This is a genomic window from Actinomycetospora chlora, from assembly GCF_039542135.1.
GTDB classification, from domain to species: Bacteria; Actinomycetota; Actinomycetes; order Mycobacteriales; family Pseudonocardiaceae; genus Actinomycetospora; species Actinomycetospora chlora.
Genome location: NZ_BAABHO010000058.1, coordinates 17,309 through 32,134, shown reverse-complemented (window position 1 = coordinate 32,134; position 14,826 = coordinate 17,309). Strand labels below are relative to the sequence as shown.

Genomic DNA, 14,826 nt, shown 5'->3' with positions numbered 1-14,826 from the left:
GGGCGGGCGCGTGCCGACCGGGCGGCCGGCGGGATCATCGGCGCGGCCGCGGGCGCCGGCGGGTCGCCGTGGTCGGCGGCGACCGCGCGCAGGACCACGGCGACCTCGGGCCCGCCGGCACCCAGGGTGAGCGTGAGCCGCGGCGTCGCCCCGGGGGACAGGCGCAGCTGCTGGAGGCGGGCGCCGGCGACGAACACGCCGTTCTGGCTGCGGTCGATCAGCTCCCACCCGCCGGGCAGGGCGCGCAGCTCGGCGTGGACGCGCGAGACGAGGGGGTGCACCACCCGGAACCCGGCGGCCTCGTCGCGGCCGAGCGTGACGCTGGTGCCGGTGGGCACCACGAGGTGCTGGTCGCCGTGCGCGAGCTCGAGCTGCGGGGCCGTGAGCGGGCGACCGCGGACGGCGCGACGGGCGCCCGCCCGCCGGGGCACGGGTTCCACCGAGTGCACGCCGCCGCCCTCCTCGCGGGCCGGGCGGGGGCCCGGCCGACGTCACCTCCCCCGGCGCGATCGCGCGAGTTGGTGACAGTCTGTGTTCGCGAGAAGGTCCTCACCAGGGAGTTCGCGATAATCGCGACGGACCACTACCCCTGGTGATCGGCCTGCTGATCCGGGCCGCGCCCGGGATCAGGCGGGGCGGGGCAGTGCCGCGGTGTCGGTCCGCCGGCGCAGGACGCGCTCGCCGTCGGCGGGCGCGAACGGGCGCGTCAGCGGGTCGCGGCGGGCCGCCTCGGTGTCGATGGCGCCCGTGCGGGTCCTGACCTGCACGGAGCCGACCTCGGCGAGGCGGCGGTGCACGCGCTCGAGACGGGCCTGGAGCGCCGCGGTGTCCACGGCCTCCTGCTGGCGGGCGCGGCGCGTGTGGCGGCCCCGCAGGCCGCGGCCGGCCTCGGCGAGGAGGGCGTCCTCGTCCTCGGTGCGACGGGCGGCGGAACGGGCGGTGGAGGTCGAGCGGCGGAACATCGTGGATCACGTCCCTCGGTGCGACGGGCCCCTGCGGTCACCCTCTGCATCGAACGCCGGACGGCGGCTCTTGATGGGCCGTCCGGTGGACTGGGCCGGACCCGAACGGGGGTCAGCCCGGCGGTGTCAGAAGAGACCGCCGAACACGCCGCCGTCCCCGCCGTCACCGGACCCGTCGCCGCCGCCACCGTCGGCCGCCCCGTCACCGTCCCCGCCGCCGGCCCCGGCGTCCCCCGTGCCCCCGGCACCGGCGCCCGCGCCACCGTCGCCGGTGCCGCCGGCGGGCGCCCCCGACGAGGGCGTCGAGCCCGCCCGCGCGACCGAGAGCGTGACGGTGCTGCCGCGGGGCACGGCCGTCCCGACGCCGGGCTGGACGGACACGACGGTGCCGGCGGCGCCGCCGCCGTCGACCTCGCGCACCGACACCTCGAGCCCGACGCCCTCGAGCGTCGCCTCCGCGGAGGCGCGCGAGCGCCCGGTGACGTCGGGGACCTGGAGGGTGGCGCGGCGCTGCCCGATCGTCAGCTCGATCGCTCCGCCCGGCGGGCGCAGCGAGCCGGGGACGGGGTCCTGGCCGACGACCTGGCCGACCTCCGTGGCGTCGTCGGTCTCCCGCAGCCGCGGCACCGGCGTGAGCACGAGGCCCGCCGCCTCCGCCGCGACGCGCGCCGCCTCGGGGCTGCGCCCGACGAGCAGCGGGACCTGGACCAGCCCCGGCCCGCGCCCGATGCGCAGCGTCACCGGCGAGGACTCGTCGACGCGGGCACCGGCGTCGGGGGTGACGGACACGACGCGGTCGAGCTGCTCGGGCGCGGACGCGACGGGGACGACGAGGGGGGCGAGCCCGGCCTCGGTGACCGCCCGCTCCGCGTCCTCCCGCGCCATCCCGACGAGCTGGGGCACGGCGCTGCCGGACGGGGCGAGCAGCCACCAGCCGCCGAGGCCGAGCACCGCGACGAGCCCGAGCGCGATCACCGCCAGCCGGCGGCGCGGGCGGGCCGGTCGCACCGCCGCGTGGGCGCCGGTGCGCGTCCCGCGGGCGACCTCGGGGGTCAGGCGGGTCTCGGCGGTATCGCCCTCGGGGTCGACGGCGGGGTCGACGGCGGCCCGGCGCGTGCCCGCGGGCCCCCGGCGCGCCCTGCCGCGACCGGGATCGGTCGCCTCGCCCTCCGGCCCGTCGCCGGCGGCGAGGCGCTCGTGCTCGGCCAGCACCGCGGGGGCGTCGGGGCGCTCCCCGGCGAGCACGCGCAGCAGGTCCGCGCGCATGTCCCCAGCCGTCGCGTAGCGGTTGTCGGGGTTCTTGGCCATCGCCTGCCGGACCACGGCCTCGAGCTCGGCGCCGATCTCCACCCCGGGCGGGGCGAGCGTCGCGACCAGCGGCGGGTCCTCCCGCACGTGCTGGTAGACGATCGCGACGGGGCTGTCCGCGGTGAACGGCGGCTCGCCGGTGAGCAGCTCGAAGAGCACGCAGCCCGCGGCGTACACGTCGGCGCGGGCGTCGACGTCCTGGCCGAGGCCCTGCTCGGGCGAGAGGTACTGCGCCGTGCCGATGACCATGTCGCCGGTCAGCGCCGGCCCGGTCTCGGTGAGGGCGCGGGCGATGCCGAAGTCCATCACCTTCACCACGTCGCCCGGCGTGATCATGATGTTGGCCGGCTTCACGTCCCGGTGGACGATGTCCTGGGCGTGGCTGTGGCCGAGCGCCGCGCACACGTCGGCCATCACCGCGCAGGCGCGCTCGGGCGCCATCGGGCCGTGGGCCCGCACGATGTCGCGCAACGTCGAGCCGCTGACGTACTCCATGACGATGAACGGCAGGCCGACCTGCTCTCCTGCCACCTCGCCGGTGTCGTAGACCGCGACGATGCCGGGGTGGTTGAGCCCCGCCACGTTCTGGGCCTCGCGCTCGAAGCGCAGGCGGAACGACGGGTCACGGGCCAGGTCGGCCCGCAGCACCTTGATCGCGACCTCGCGGCCCAGACGGACGTCGAGGCCGGCGTGGACGTCGGCCATCCCGCCGCGGCCCAGGGACGGGCCGAGCTGGTACCGGCCGGCCACCACCGTCGCCTGCGACATGCGCTCCTCGTGCCCCTCGGTCGGCTCCGGACCTGCTCGTACCCGCGCTCCGCGTCAGCATCACCCGGACGGGTCCAACGGCCCGGGAAGGGGTGGGACACGGCGGGTCGCCCCTTCGGCGCGAGAGTTCGTCCGTTCGTCGGGCGGCGTGACTCCGGACGGTCCTCAGCTGCCGCAGTCGCAGCAGCTGCAGCAGCCGTCCCCGTCCGAGCAGCAGTCGCAGCAGTCGCACCCGCAGTCGGTGCAGTCGCAGCAGGTCGCGCAGGGGTTCGACCGCGGCTGGCCGCTCCACGGGCCGGTGATCGGGTCGGTGCAGCAGAGCTGGCCGGTGCAGCAGAGCCCGGCGGCGGCCGCGCAGCCCGCGAGGAATTCCCGCGGCGGGTGGCTCCCGGGGTGGTCGCCGGGATGCGGCGGCTGGTCGGTGGACGGCTGCTCCGAGCGGAGCAGCGTGCGCCCCAGGGCGCGGTCGGTCTCGTGGACCAGCAGGCGGTGCGCGAGCCGCGCGTCGAGCCCGTCGGTCAGCGCGACGGTCGGCAGCGTGGCGGCGATGGTCGCCACCTGGGCCCGGGCGAGCGCCCGTGTGGCGTCCACTCCGGCGCCGGTGGCGTCGACGGGGTTCCACCGTCCGTCGCGGCGGTCGTCGTCGAGGTCGTCGAGGGCGTCGATGAGGTGGGCGAGGCGCCCGAACGCGGCGCCGGTGACGGCGAGCGGGGCCGCGTTCGCCGGGCGCCCGGCGAGCACCGCGGTGTGCGCGAAGGCCGCGGCGACCGCGTCGGCCGTCGGCGCGGTGGCGTCGGCGAGGGTCACCGTCCCGGCCGCGTGCTCGACGGCGTGCTGCCGGGCCGGCACCGCGAGCAGCGCGGACGGGTCGAACCCGGTGGGTGCCGTGGCCCGGGCGCGGTCGCTCCAGCGGGTCGCGACCCTCCGGCCGGCCGCCGCGAGCGGGCGGTGCCGGAAGGCGCCCTGCGCGTCGTCGACGTGGTCAGCGAGGTGCCCCGCGGCGAGCAGCAGCGCGGCGTGGGCGGCGAGCGCGGCCGCGTCGCCCGACACGACGGTCGCGGTCCGCAGCCCGCGCGCGGGGCAGGGTCCGGCCCGGCGTTCGGTCGCGGTGTCGGGGCCGGCCTGCGCGGCGGCGAGCACCGACACGAGCAGCGCGTCGACGTTGGTGGCGGTGCGCGCGAGCTGGCCGTGGCCGTCGCGCAGCGACAGGCACGTCCCGCACAGGTGCGCTGCCCACCGGCGGTGCAGCGCGGGGGAGAGGTGGTGACGACAGGGGCGGACGATGCCGAGCACCGCGGGGACGCTAGCGGGCCCGCCGATGTCGATCACGGGCCCGTTCGACGGGTCGCGCACGACCGTTCGTCGCAACCCCGTCCCCCGGCGGTGTGTGCCGATCGTGGGCGCGGGGAAGGGTGCGCGCGATCCGTGGCACGCCCCGTCGGGGGCTGGACGTGCGCACGGCGACTCCGAGGGAGACTCCGAGATGATCTCGACGAACAGGGCACGCCTCCTCGCGACCCCGGCACTGATCGGCGCGCTCGGGCTCGGCGTCCTCGCCGGCTGCTCGCAGGGCCCGCAGCAGCCGCCGCCCGGGGGCGCGGGGCAGCCCAGCGCCGCCGGCCAGGCCGCTCCCGGCGGGGCGCCGGGCCAGCCGCCGGGCGGCGCGCCGGGCCAGGCTCCCGGCGGGGCCCCCGGTCAGGCCCCGGGTCAGGCCCCGGACGCGGGGGCCCCGGTCACGCCGGGCGCCGAGGGTGGTGACGGCGGTGCCGGCGGTGCCGGTGGCGCGGGCGGCACCGGGGCGGACGGCTCGGGCAGCGGTTCGGGCAGCGGTTCGGGCAGTGGCTCGGGCGCCGGGGGCGGCGCCAGCCAGACCCCGTCGGGCGGCGTGGAGACCGGCGGCGGCTCGACGTCGGGCGTCGAGCACGCCGGCCTGATCGGTGCCGGCGCCCTCGCGCTGGCCGGGGCGGGTGCGCTCGGCGCGGCCGCCGCCCGTCGCCGTCGCGAGCAGGCCTGACGCTCGCCCGGGGACCGGCTCCCCGCCGATCCGTGGCCCCGTGTGGCGTTACTGGCTGGTATCGCTCGCTCAGCGAGCGATACCAGCCAGTAATCGCCGCCGCGGGGGTTGAGGCCGGCCGGGCTCCCGGCGCGGCGGGGGAGGAGGGCCCGCGTGGACGATGAGCACGCCCTCCCCGCCGGCGACCCGGCCACCGGCGACCCGGCCACCGGCGACCCGGCCACCGGCGACCCGGCCACCCGCGACCCGGCCACCGGCGACCCGGCCACCGGCGACCCGGCCCGCCGGCCCGACCGGGTCGGCCGGGTCCTCGCGGCGGACGCGGTGGTGCTCGCCGTGCTGCGGGTGGGGCTGCTGGGCTGGGCGCTGGTCGACCAGACCGGCCCGCCCCCGGCGCCCGCGGCCGTCGCCGGACCCCCGCCGCCGTCCCGCCTCGTCGGCGCCCCGCCCGGGCGGGTGGCCGAGACCGCCGAGCCGCTCGCGTCGGCGTCCCCGCCCGCGACGCTGCGGGTGGCCGCGATCGGGGTGGACTCCCCGGTCGACCAGGTCGGGCTCAACCCGGACCGGACGATGGAGGTGCCGGCCGAGGGCACGCCCGGCTACGACCACGCCGCCTGGTTCCGCTACTCGGTGGCCCCCGGCCGCCAGGGCCCGTCGGTGATCATCGGACACGTCGACTCCGCGGCGGAGGGCCCGTCGGTGTTCTACGCGCTGGGCCGGCTGCGTCCCGGCGACCGCGCCGACGTCGTCCGCGCCGACGGCGCGACGGTGACGTTCGAGGTCACCGAGGTGGCCGTCTACCCGAAGGACGCGTTCCCCACCGACCGCGTCTACGGCCCGACGCCCGGCCCGGAGCTGCGGCTGATCACCTGCGGCGGCAGCTTCGACCGCGCCGCGGGCTCGTACCGCGACAACACCGTGGTCTACGCCCGGGAGATCCCCTAGCCGCGCACTCGCGCCCGGAAATGCATCGCCCGGTAGGGCCAGTTGGTCGCGGTGTTCCACTGGCTGACCACGAGGTGGATCTCGTCGGGCGTGGAGCCGGGCAGGATGTAGCCGCCGTAGAGCTGGGCGACGCGCCCGCAGCCGTGGTCCTCGTCGCCCCACCCGCAGCCGGCGACGACGGGCAGGCGCTCGGCGGTGTGCAGGTTGGTGGTCGGCCCGTCGGGCAGCGGGACCAGGTCGATGCGGTACCGCCCGGCGTCGAACGCCGCGAGCCACCACTCGTCGCCGACGCGCCGCAACGACAGCTCCCCGAACGCCCCGGGCAGGACGGGCGTCGGGGTGCGGCCCCAGGCCCAGCTGCCCCCGGCCGTGTCGCCCTCGAAGCCCCAGCCCTCCCACGCCTGCGTGTCGAGCAGCCGGTCGGCCGGCACCCGGTGCAGCAGCAGGCCCTTGTCGCGCTGGAAGCCGGTGGTCAGCGCGTAGACGTAGCCGTCGGGGCCGAGCTCCCAGGTGAGCATCTGGAAGTGCCCGTCGAGGTGGTGGCCCCACCACCACGCCTCGGTCGGCTCCCAGGTGACGCCGTTGTCGGTGGAGCGGTGGATCTCGGTCCAGTGCACGGTCCCGAGCGCCTGGCAGACCATGACGTGCAGGTAGATCGTGTCGCCGATGGTGATCATGTCGGTGGGCAGGACCGTCCCGACCTTGAGCCCGCCGACGAGGCCGAAGAGGCGCCCGCCGACCCGCGAGCCGTGGTGGTACTCGACGACCTGGTCGGCGTAGTCGCGCGCCGACCCGCCCGATCCGGTCCAGACGAGGCCGTCGGCGAGGGTCGACGGGTCGCCGAAGAGGATCACCGGCGAGCGCCAGCCGGGTCCGCCGACGCCGGCCCGCTCGAAGGTGTCGCCGAAGACGGCGACCAGCCGCCCGTCCGGCGCGAGGACGGCGGCGCCGAGGTCGGTGCCGCCGACGCCGTACGCGTCGGTGTGCCCCGGCCCGGTCAGGTCCCGCAGCTTGGTGACCTCGAGGGTGCGCATGCGCCGATCCTCCCGGTCCGGGAGGTCACCGGCACGGGGTCCCTCAGGCGGGTCCCTCAGGCGGTGAGGCGCTCGCCGGCCGTCCCCCGGCGCTGGGTCGGGATCGTCACCACGGACGGGGTCGTCGGGACGCGGTGGCACGCCGCCAGGGTGCGCTGGTCGATGGTGCCTCGGACGGCCATCGAGACCACCGGTACGGCCATCCACGCCGCTGCCGTCGCGCCTCCGAGGGCGAGCACGACCGTCTTCATGGTTCCCCCCTGGTGCCCGCGCACGGGCGATGACATCTGCTCCGACCGGCGGCCGGTGCGCGGTCCACGGTAGAGCGCGGCGCGTGATCCACTGTTCGGCCGTACGGGTGACAGCCCCTCAGGTTGCTCTCATGCTTCTGTGAGCTGGGTCACGACGATCACCGGCGCCCGAGGGTGCAGACTCGCGCACCGAGAGACGGTCAGCCCTGACTGTCGCCGCGCCCCTGCGGGAGGACCCGTGGACCGCCCCGTCCGCATCGCCAACTGCGCCGGATGGCTGTGGGACCGGTTCTCCGGGCTGCGCGACGCGCTGGCCGGGCCGGTGGACGTCGTGACCGGCGACTACCTCGCCGAGCCCACCCTGCGCCAGCTCGCCCTCGAGCGCGCGCAGGACCCGTCGCTGGGCTACGCGCGCAGCTTCCTCGCGCAGTTCACCGACGCGGTCGGGCTGCTGGCGCAGCGGGGCGCGCGGCTGGTGGTGGACGCGGGCGGGCTCAACCCGGCGGGCCTCGCCGACGAGGTGCGGCGGGTGGTCGCCGAGGCGGGGCTCGACCTCACGGTGGCCCACGTCGAGGGCGACGACCTGTCCGCCCGGCTGGACACGCTCGGGGCCCTCGAGCACCTCGACACCGGCGTCCCGCTCGCCGACTCCGGCCTCGAGCCGACCACCGCCAACGCCTACCTCGGCGGCTGGGGCATCGCCGCGGCGCTCGCGGCCGGGGCCGACGTCGTCATCTGCCCGCGGGTCACCGACGCCTCGCTGACGGTGGGCGCGGCCGCGTGGTGGCACCGCTGGGGGACCGAGGACTGGGGCGCGCTGGCGGGCGCGGTCGCCGCCGCGCACGTCATCGAGTGCGGCCCGCAGGCCACCGGCGGCAACTTCTCCGGCTTCACGTCCGTCCCGCGCGTGGACGACCTCGGCTACCCGATCGCCGAGATCGCCGCCGACGGGACGGCCGTGATCACCAAGCACGACGACGCCGGCGGCACCGTCACCACCGACACCGTCACCGCCCAGCTCCTCTACGAGATCCAGGGCCCGACCTACCTCAACCCCGACGTCACGGTCCACCTCGACGACGTCGCGCTCACGGCGGTCGGGCCGGACCGCGTCGAGATCACCGGCGTCACCGGATCGCCGCCGCCGTCGACCACCAAGCTGGCCATGACCGCCCCCGGCGGCTACGAGTCGAGCGTCGCCTTCTACGCGACCGGCCTGGACCTCGAGGCCAAGGTCGCCCTGCTGCGCACGCACGTCGAGCGGATCACCGCCGGGCTCGACCTGACCCTGCTGCGGGTCGACCGCATCGGCGCTCCCGTCGAGGACCCGCCCGACCAGTGGGCGGCCGCCCAGCAGATCCTCGTCACCGCGCAGTCGCGGACGCGCCGCCCGGTCGACGCGCAGCACTTCGTCGCCCCGATGACCGGGCTCTTCCTGCCCGGCTACCCGGGGCTCTACGTCAACCCGCTCAAGGTCTGCGCCCCCGTCGTGGAGTACTGGCCGGCGCTCGTGCCCGTCGACGTGCTCGACCACGTCGTCGTCACCGCCGACGGCACCCGCACCCCGGTCAAGGACACCCCGGTCCGGGTGACGCCGGGCGGGCAGCGGCCCTCCGACGAGGCCCCGCCGCTCCCGGACCTCGGCCCGACGCGCCGCGCGCCGCTCGGGCTCGTCGCGCACGGGCGCTGCGGGGACAAGGGCGGCAACTCCAACGTCGGGTTCTGGGCGCGCGACGAGGCGTGGGACTGGCTGCGCGCCACGCTGTCCACCGAGCGGCTCCGGGCCCTGTTCCCCGACGCCGCCGACGTCGAGGTCGAGCGCCACGAGTTCCCGGCGCTGCGGGCCGTGCACTTCGTCGTCCACGACGTGCTCGGCAAGGGCGCGTCGTCCAACGGCCGCCCCGACATCGCCGGCAAGGCCGTCGCCGAGTTCCTGCGGGCCCGGTTCGTGGAGGTGCCCGAGTGTCTGCTCTGACCAGCCGGCTCCAGCAGGCCTGGGAGAACCCGCTGACCAGCGCCGACGGGTTCGACCCGCTCGCCGAACTCGACGAGGTCCTCGCCCCGCTCGGTCTCGCCGCCGCCGACGCGGGCGGCGCGGTGACGCTGACCGGCGCCGACCCCGTCGTGCCCAGCCCGGTGCGGGTGGGGGCGGCGGCCAGCGTCGGGCTGCTGGCCAAGTCGGTGGCCGCCGCCGCGCTGCACCGCGACCGCGGCGGCCCCGGCCAGGACGTCCACGTCGACCTGCGCGCCGCGCCCCACCGCCTGTGCCCGTTCTACGACCGCACCTGGGAGCGCCTCGGCGGCTACCCCGTCGCGTCCAGCGTCGAGCAGGGCAACGCGATGGGCTTCGCCTTCTTCCGGTGCGCCGACGGGCGCTTCGTGATGCCGCAGAACATGTACCCGGGGCTGCGGATGCGGGCCCAGGAGCTGCTCGGCATCCCGCTGACGCACGCCGCGGTCACCGAGGCGATCGCCCGGTGGGACGCCGGGGAGCTGGAGGAGGCGGCGGCGGCCGCGGGCGTCGTCATGCCGCTCGTGCGCACCCTGCCGGAGATGCTGGCCGAGCCGCAGTACACCGACGTGCTCGCCGACCTCCCGCTCGTCGAGGTCACGAGGATCGGCGACAGCGACCCGGAGCCGCTGCCGCCGCTCGGGGAGCAGCCGTTCTCCGGCCTGCGCGCCCTGGGCATGGGGCACGTCATCGCCGGGGCGGGCTTCGGGCGGTCGTTCGCGCTGCACGGCGCCGACGTGCTCAACCTGTGGCGCCCCGGCGAGACCGAGCACGAGACGACGTACGCGTCGGCCAACGTCGGCATGCGCTCGGCGTGGCTCGACCCGCGCCGCGACCGCGGCGAGCTCTCCCGCCTGCTCGCCGGCGCCGACGTCCTGTTCCACAACCGGCGCCTGCCGTTCCTCGACGAGATCGGCCTGACACCGGGGCAGGCGGTCGCGGAGCGTCCCGGGCTGGTGTCGGTGACGGTGTCGCTGCACGGCCTGGAGGGCCCGTGGGCGGGCCGGCCCGGCTTCGACCAGACGGCCGGGTCGGTCACCGGGATGATGCTGCTCGAGGGCGGCGGGGAGACCCCGCGCCTGCCCCCGATCCTCGTGGTCAACGACTACATCGTCCCGTGGCTCGCGCAGGCCGGCGTCGTCGCGGCGCTGCGGCGGCGGGCGACCGAGGGCGGCTCGTACCACGTGCACGTGTCCCTGACCCGCGTCGCGCTGTGGATCCTCTCGCTCGGGATCCTCGACCGGGAGTGGGCGCACGCGACCGCGGGCAGCACCGAACGGCACCGCTACCTCGACCCCGCGACGTTCACCGCCGACACCCCGCTCGGCGCCTACCAGGGCGTCACCGACCAGGTGCACATGTCCGTGACCCCGGGGCGCTACGACCCGGTGCTCGTCGCCCGGGGCGCCTCGGAGCGCGCCTGGCGCTGAGCGCACACTGGCCCACCGTGCGCCCGGCCCTGGTGACCGTCCTGCTGCTGGTGCTGGCGGCGTGCGGCCGCGCGCCGGCGCCCACCCCGGCCCCGGACCCGGCTCCCGTGCCGGTCGCCCGGGCCGCGGTGCCGCCGGCGTCGACGCGCCCCGTCGCGCCGGCGCCCGTCGTCGTGCTCGACCCCGGCCACAACGGCGGCAACGCCGCGGCGGCCGCCGAGATCGGCCGCGACGTGCCCGACGGCCGCGGCGGGGAGAAACCCTGCAACACCACCGGCACCGAGACCGCGGACGGCTACGCCGAGCACGCGTTCGCGTGGGACGTCGCCGCGCGGGTGTCGCGGCTGCTCGAGGCGCGCGGGGTGGCGGTGCGCTCGACGCGCCCGGACGACACCGGCGTCGGCCCCTGCGTCGACCGGCGCGCGGCGATCGCGAACGAGGCGGGAGCGGCCCTCACCGTGTCGATCCACGCCGACTCGGGGCCGGCGGGCGGGCGCGGGTTCCACGTCGCGACGTCCGACCCGCCGCTGGCCCCGTCGCAGCGGACACCCTCGACGGCGCTGGCCCGGGCGCTGGCGGACGGCCTCGTGGCGCAGGGGTTCGGGCCGTCGACCTACCGCGGGGAGGGCGGCCTCGACCCCCGGGACGACCTGGCCGGGCTCAACCTCGCGCGCGTCCCGGCGGCGCTGGTGGAGTGCGCGAACATGGCCGAGGCCGGCGACGCGGCGAGCACCGAGGACCCGGCCGGACGGCAGCGCTACGCGGAGGGCATCGCCGCGGGGATCCTGGCCACCGTGGGGCGCTAGCTCAGGCGGCGCGTCCGGGCCGGTCCTGGTGCCAGCGCACGACGCGGACGACGACGTCGGTGAGCCCCTCGCGGTCGAGCGTCTCGCGCATCGACTGGGCGGCCTCGAGAGCGTCCATGCCCGGGAAGGGGCCGTGCGCGTCGACCTCGCCGGTCTGCGGGTCCACCGCCAGCACGACGTAGCCGTCGCACTCGTCGACCTCCATCTGCGCGGCGAGCCAGTCGATCCCGCCGGTGTCGACGGGGGCCGTGTCGGCGGGGTCGGAGTCGGGGTCGGCATCGAGGGCAGGATCGAGGGCCGGATCCAGGGCGGGGCGCCCGGCGCACCGCGGATCGTGGTCCATCGGTCTCACCTCCACGTCGTCGCGGCACCCGGCCGCGCGTCCCGGTCGACCGGTACCGGGTCCCACCGTCGAGGGACGGCCGCGGGCCCGGCGCCGGTCGCTGTCACCTGTGGTGACGTGAGGGTGCCCGCTTCCTGACTCAAGTTTTCAACCATTCACTCGGCCGGGGGGACCGCTCGGCGATGCGTCGGGAGGCCAGCCACACTGCGTGACTGACGGTGTCGGACCCGTCACTCGGTGTTGCCCATGGCACCGCACCGGTAGATCGTTAGGCGAACTAACATACTGGGAGGGTGACACGGTGAGCCGGTACGAGCAGTGGGACATCGTCTCGAGCGTGGGCCTGACCGCCCTCGTGGTGGCGGCCGGGCGGTCCGTCGACACGCACCGGCCGGACGCGCTGATCTCCGACCCCTACGCGGAGCGCTTCGTCGAGGCCGCGGCCCCGCCGACCCCGCTGCCGACCCGGCCCGTCCCGCCGCGCGACGGCTCCGAGGGCGAGCTGTGGCAGATGATGTCGGGCTACATGGGCGTGCGGACCCGCTTCTTCGACGAGTTCTTCGCCGCGGCGGGACGGGCGGGCGTGCGGCAGGCGGTCATCCTCGCCGCGGGTCTCGACGCCCGCGCCCAGCGCCTGGCGTGGGCGGCGGGCACGACGCTCTACGAGATCGACCAGCCGGCCGTGCTGGCGTTCAAGGACGACGTGCTCGACGGCGCCGGCGGGCAGGCGCGCTGCGACCGGCGCGTCGTCGCGGTCGACCTGCGCGACGACTGGCCGGGCGCCCTCGACGCCGCGGGCTTCGACCGGGCCGCGCCGACCGCGTGGCTCGCCGAGGGCCTGCTGCCCTACCTGCCCGCCGCGGCCCAGGACGCGCTGCTCGCGGCGGTCGACGAGCGCTCGGCGCCCGGGTCGCGGATCGCGATCGAGGACTTCACCAACCTCGGCGACCAGCTCGGCGACCCCGGCTTCCGCCGGGTCGCGCAGGACATCGGCGTCGACATGGCGTCGCTGATCCACACCGACGACCGGACCGACCCGGGGGACGCGCTCGCCGCGCGCGGTTGGGACGTCCGGGCGCACCGCGCGACCGACGTCGCCGCGGGGTGGGGCCGGGAGTTCGACCCCCTGACCCAGCGCCTCAACGGACGGTCGTCGTTCCTCGTGGCGCAGCGCGACGGACAGCGGGGCCGACCGTGGGACTGATCGCGCCCCGTCCGTCCCGGCGGTTCCGTCGGCCCGGTGGGCGTGCCTAGGGTCGTCCCCTGACCTCACGACCGCCACACGAGAGGACGGCCATGAGCGACACGCAGCTCCACGTTCCGGAGAACCTGACCTGGTCCGCGGTGACCGGCCGGGTCCGCGACCTCGTGGGCGAGGCCTTCACGACCGACGGGCCCGCCAACCTGGTCGACGGCGAGTGGCGGGCGGTCGGCACGCCCTCCGAGCAGACCAGCCCGAACGACGGGTCGTCGCTCGGCACCATGCTCAAGGTCGACGCGGCCACGGCCACCGACGCCGTGCAGCGCGCCGCGCAGACCCACCGCAGCTGGGCCGGCACCGAGCTCGACGAGCGCCGCCGCAAGGTCTCGGGCGCGCTCGACGCGATCGAGGGCGCCCGCGACGACCTCGCGCTGCTGCTCGCCTGGGAGATCGGCAAGCCGTGGAAGGCCGCGTGCTCCGACGTCGACCGCGCCATCTCCGGCGTGCGCTGGTACGTCGACGAGATCGAGGGGATGCTCTCGCGCGACGTCGAGGGCGCCCCGGCCAAGCGGGTGCCGCTCGAGGGGCCGGTCTCCAACATCGCCAGCTGGAACTACCCCATGAGCGTGCAGGTGCACGCCGAGCTGGTGCAGCTGCTCGCGGGCAACGGCGTCGTCGCCAAGACGCCGACGCAGGGCGGCTGGATGACGCTGACCGTCGCCCACGCGCTGATGGCCCGCGAGGGCCTGCCGGTCACGCTGCTCTCGGGGGACGGCTCCGAGCTCTCCGACGCGCTGATCCGCTCCCCCGAGATCGGGGCGCTGGCGTTCGTCGGCGGCCGGTCCAACGGCGGCAAGGTCGCCGCGCAGCTCGCCGACACCGGCAAGCGCCACATGCTCGAGCAGGAGGGCCTCAACACCTGGGGCATCTGGGAGTTCTCCGACTGGGACGCGTTCTCCGAGATCCTCAAGAAGGGCTTCGAGTACGCCAAGCAGCGCTGCACCGCGTACCCGCGGTTCGTGGTGCAGCGCAAGCTCGTCGACCGGTTCCTCGGGACCTACCTGCCGGTGCTCGACGGGGTGCGGTTCGGCCACCCGCTGGCGGTGGAGGCGTCCTCGGACGGCAGCACCGACGACCTGCCCGCGCTCGACTTCGGGCCGCTGATCTCGGCGGGCAAGGCGCAGGAGCTCGACGACAGCGTCGAGGAGGCCCTGCGCCACGGCGCCATCCCGCTCTACCGGGGCAGCAAGGACCACGGCCGCTTCCTCGACGGCCAGGACACGTCGGCCTACCACGCGCCGGTGTCGATGCTGGCCCCGCCGGGGGCGTCGCGGCTCATGCACGAGGAGCCCTTCGGGCCCGTGGACTCGATCGTCGTCGTCGACACCGAGGCCGAGATGCTCGCGCAGATGAACGCGTCCAACGGCGCGCTCGTCGCGAGCATCGCCACGGACGACACCCAGCACGGCGAGCGCCTCGCCGAGCAGGTCCAGGCGTTCAAGGTCGGCATCAACAAGCTGCGCTCGCGCGGGGACAAGGACGAGGCGTTCGGCGGCCGCGGCGAGTCGTGGAAGGGCGCGTTCGTGGGCGGCGAGTACCTCGTGCAGGCCGTCACCGAGGGCCCGCCCGGGGAGAACCTGTTCGGCAACTTCCCCGGCTACCACCGGTACCCCGCCACCTGAGCGACGGCTCGGTAGTGTCCTCCCGGCGCGGCCGTCGGGCCCGCCGTGGTCACGGTCGGTCGGGAGGGCCG

Annotated in this window: 14 protein-coding genes; 7 read left to right on the top strand and 7 right to left on the bottom strand. The window is 76.7% G+C overall.

Translation table 11 applies throughout. The annotated features are described in order from the left end of the window. The 4 genes from ABD994_RS26380 to ABD994_RS26365 form a co-directional block, all read right to left on the bottom strand. A partial coding sequence (locus ABD994_RS26380) for an FHA domain-containing protein (RefSeq protein WP_345422814.1) occupies positions 1–449 on the bottom strand: 449 nt, incomplete at its 3' end. Positions 450–626: 177 nt separating this feature from the next. Further along, the gene (locus tag ABD994_RS26375) at positions 627–962 is read right to left on the bottom strand and encodes a hypothetical protein (protein ID WP_345422809.1); all 336 of its coding nucleotides are present in this window, start codon (positions 960–962) and stop codon (positions 627–629) included. A 126-nt stretch (positions 963–1,088) separates the two neighbouring features. Next, positions 1,089–3,038 (bottom strand): Stk1 family PASTA domain-containing Ser/Thr kinase, encoded by a 1,950-nt coding sequence (pknB, locus tag ABD994_RS26370; RefSeq protein ID WP_345422806.1) that lies wholly within the window; start codon positions 3,036–3,038, stop codon positions 1,089–1,091. Between the two features lie 165 nt (positions 3,039–3,203). Continuing rightward, a complete protein-coding gene (locus tag ABD994_RS26365; RefSeq protein WP_345422803.1) occupies positions 3,204–4,331 on the bottom strand; it encodes a DUF5685 family protein in 1,128 nt (375 codons plus the stop codon). Between the two features lie 190 nt (positions 4,332–4,521). Here ABD994_RS26365 and ABD994_RS26360 point away from each other — a divergent pair, with 190 nt between their 5' ends. Together ABD994_RS26360 and ABD994_RS26355 are read left to right on the top strand one after the other, a co-directional pair. After that, positions 4,522–5,052, top strand: coding sequence for a hypothetical protein (locus ABD994_RS26360; protein WP_345422800.1), 531 nt, complete (start codon positions 4,522–4,524; stop codon positions 5,050–5,052). Positions 5,053–5,205: 153 nt separating this feature from the next. Next, complete coding sequence (locus ABD994_RS26355) at positions 5,206–5,997, top strand: class F sortase (RefSeq protein ID WP_345422797.1); 792 nt, start codon at positions 5,206–5,208, stop codon at positions 5,995–5,997. Here ABD994_RS26355 and ABD994_RS26350 read toward each other — a convergent pair. Both ABD994_RS26350 and ABD994_RS26345 read right to left on the bottom strand, forming a co-directional pair. Beyond that, positions 5,994–7,031: a glycoside hydrolase family 183 protein gene (locus ABD994_RS26350; protein ID WP_345422794.1), complete on the bottom strand. Its 1,038-nt coding sequence runs from the start codon at positions 7,029–7,031 to the stop codon at positions 5,994–5,996. The genes ABD994_RS26355 and ABD994_RS26350 overlap by 4 nt on opposite strands. A 56-nt stretch (positions 7,032–7,087) precedes the next feature. Continuing rightward, positions 7,088–7,282, bottom strand: a complete 195-nt coding sequence (locus tag ABD994_RS26345; protein WP_345422791.1) for a hypothetical protein — start codon at positions 7,280–7,282, stop codon at positions 7,088–7,090. A gap of 238 nt (positions 7,283–7,520) precedes the next feature. Here ABD994_RS26345 and ABD994_RS26340 point away from each other — a divergent pair, with 238 nt between their 5' ends. Genes ABD994_RS26340 through ABD994_RS26330 form a run of 3 tightly spaced genes read left to right on the top strand, consistent with a single transcriptional unit; the run spans position 7,521 to position 11,529 of the window. After that, positions 7,521–9,257, top strand: coding sequence for an acyclic terpene utilization AtuA family protein (locus ABD994_RS26340; RefSeq protein ID WP_345422788.1), 1,737 nt, complete (start codon positions 7,521–7,523; stop codon positions 9,255–9,257). Beyond that, positions 9,245–10,723, top strand: coding sequence for a CoA transferase (locus tag ABD994_RS26335; RefSeq protein ID WP_345422785.1), 1,479 nt, complete (start codon positions 9,245–9,247; stop codon positions 10,721–10,723). Before ABD994_RS26340 ends, ABD994_RS26335 begins: the two co-directional genes overlap by 13 nt. A gap of 17 nt (positions 10,724–10,740) precedes the next feature. After that, positions 10,741–11,529 (top strand): N-acetylmuramoyl-L-alanine amidase, encoded by a 789-nt coding sequence (locus ABD994_RS26330; protein WP_345422781.1) that lies wholly within the window; start codon positions 10,741–10,743, stop codon positions 11,527–11,529. A 1-nt stretch (position 11,530) separates the two neighbouring features. Here the strand turns inward: ABD994_RS26330 and ABD994_RS26325 are convergent, their stop codons facing one another. Then, positions 11,531–11,872 (bottom strand): hypothetical protein, encoded by a 342-nt coding sequence (locus ABD994_RS26325; protein WP_345422778.1) that lies wholly within the window; start codon positions 11,870–11,872, stop codon positions 11,531–11,533. Positions 11,873–12,173: 301 nt separating this feature from the next. Between ABD994_RS26325 and ABD994_RS26320 the strand changes: the two genes are divergently transcribed. Both ABD994_RS26320 and ABD994_RS26315 read left to right on the top strand, forming a co-directional pair. Beyond that, positions 12,174–13,076, top strand: coding sequence for an SAM-dependent methyltransferase (locus ABD994_RS26320; protein WP_345422775.1), 903 nt, complete (start codon positions 12,174–12,176; stop codon positions 13,074–13,076). A 92-nt stretch (positions 13,077–13,168) separates the two neighbouring features. Then, the gene (locus ABD994_RS26315; RefSeq protein ID WP_345422772.1) at positions 13,169–14,755 is read left to right on the top strand and encodes an aldehyde dehydrogenase family protein; all 1,587 of its coding nucleotides are present in this window, start codon (positions 13,169–13,171) and stop codon (positions 14,753–14,755) included. Positions 14,756–14,826: the final 71 nt, after the last annotated feature.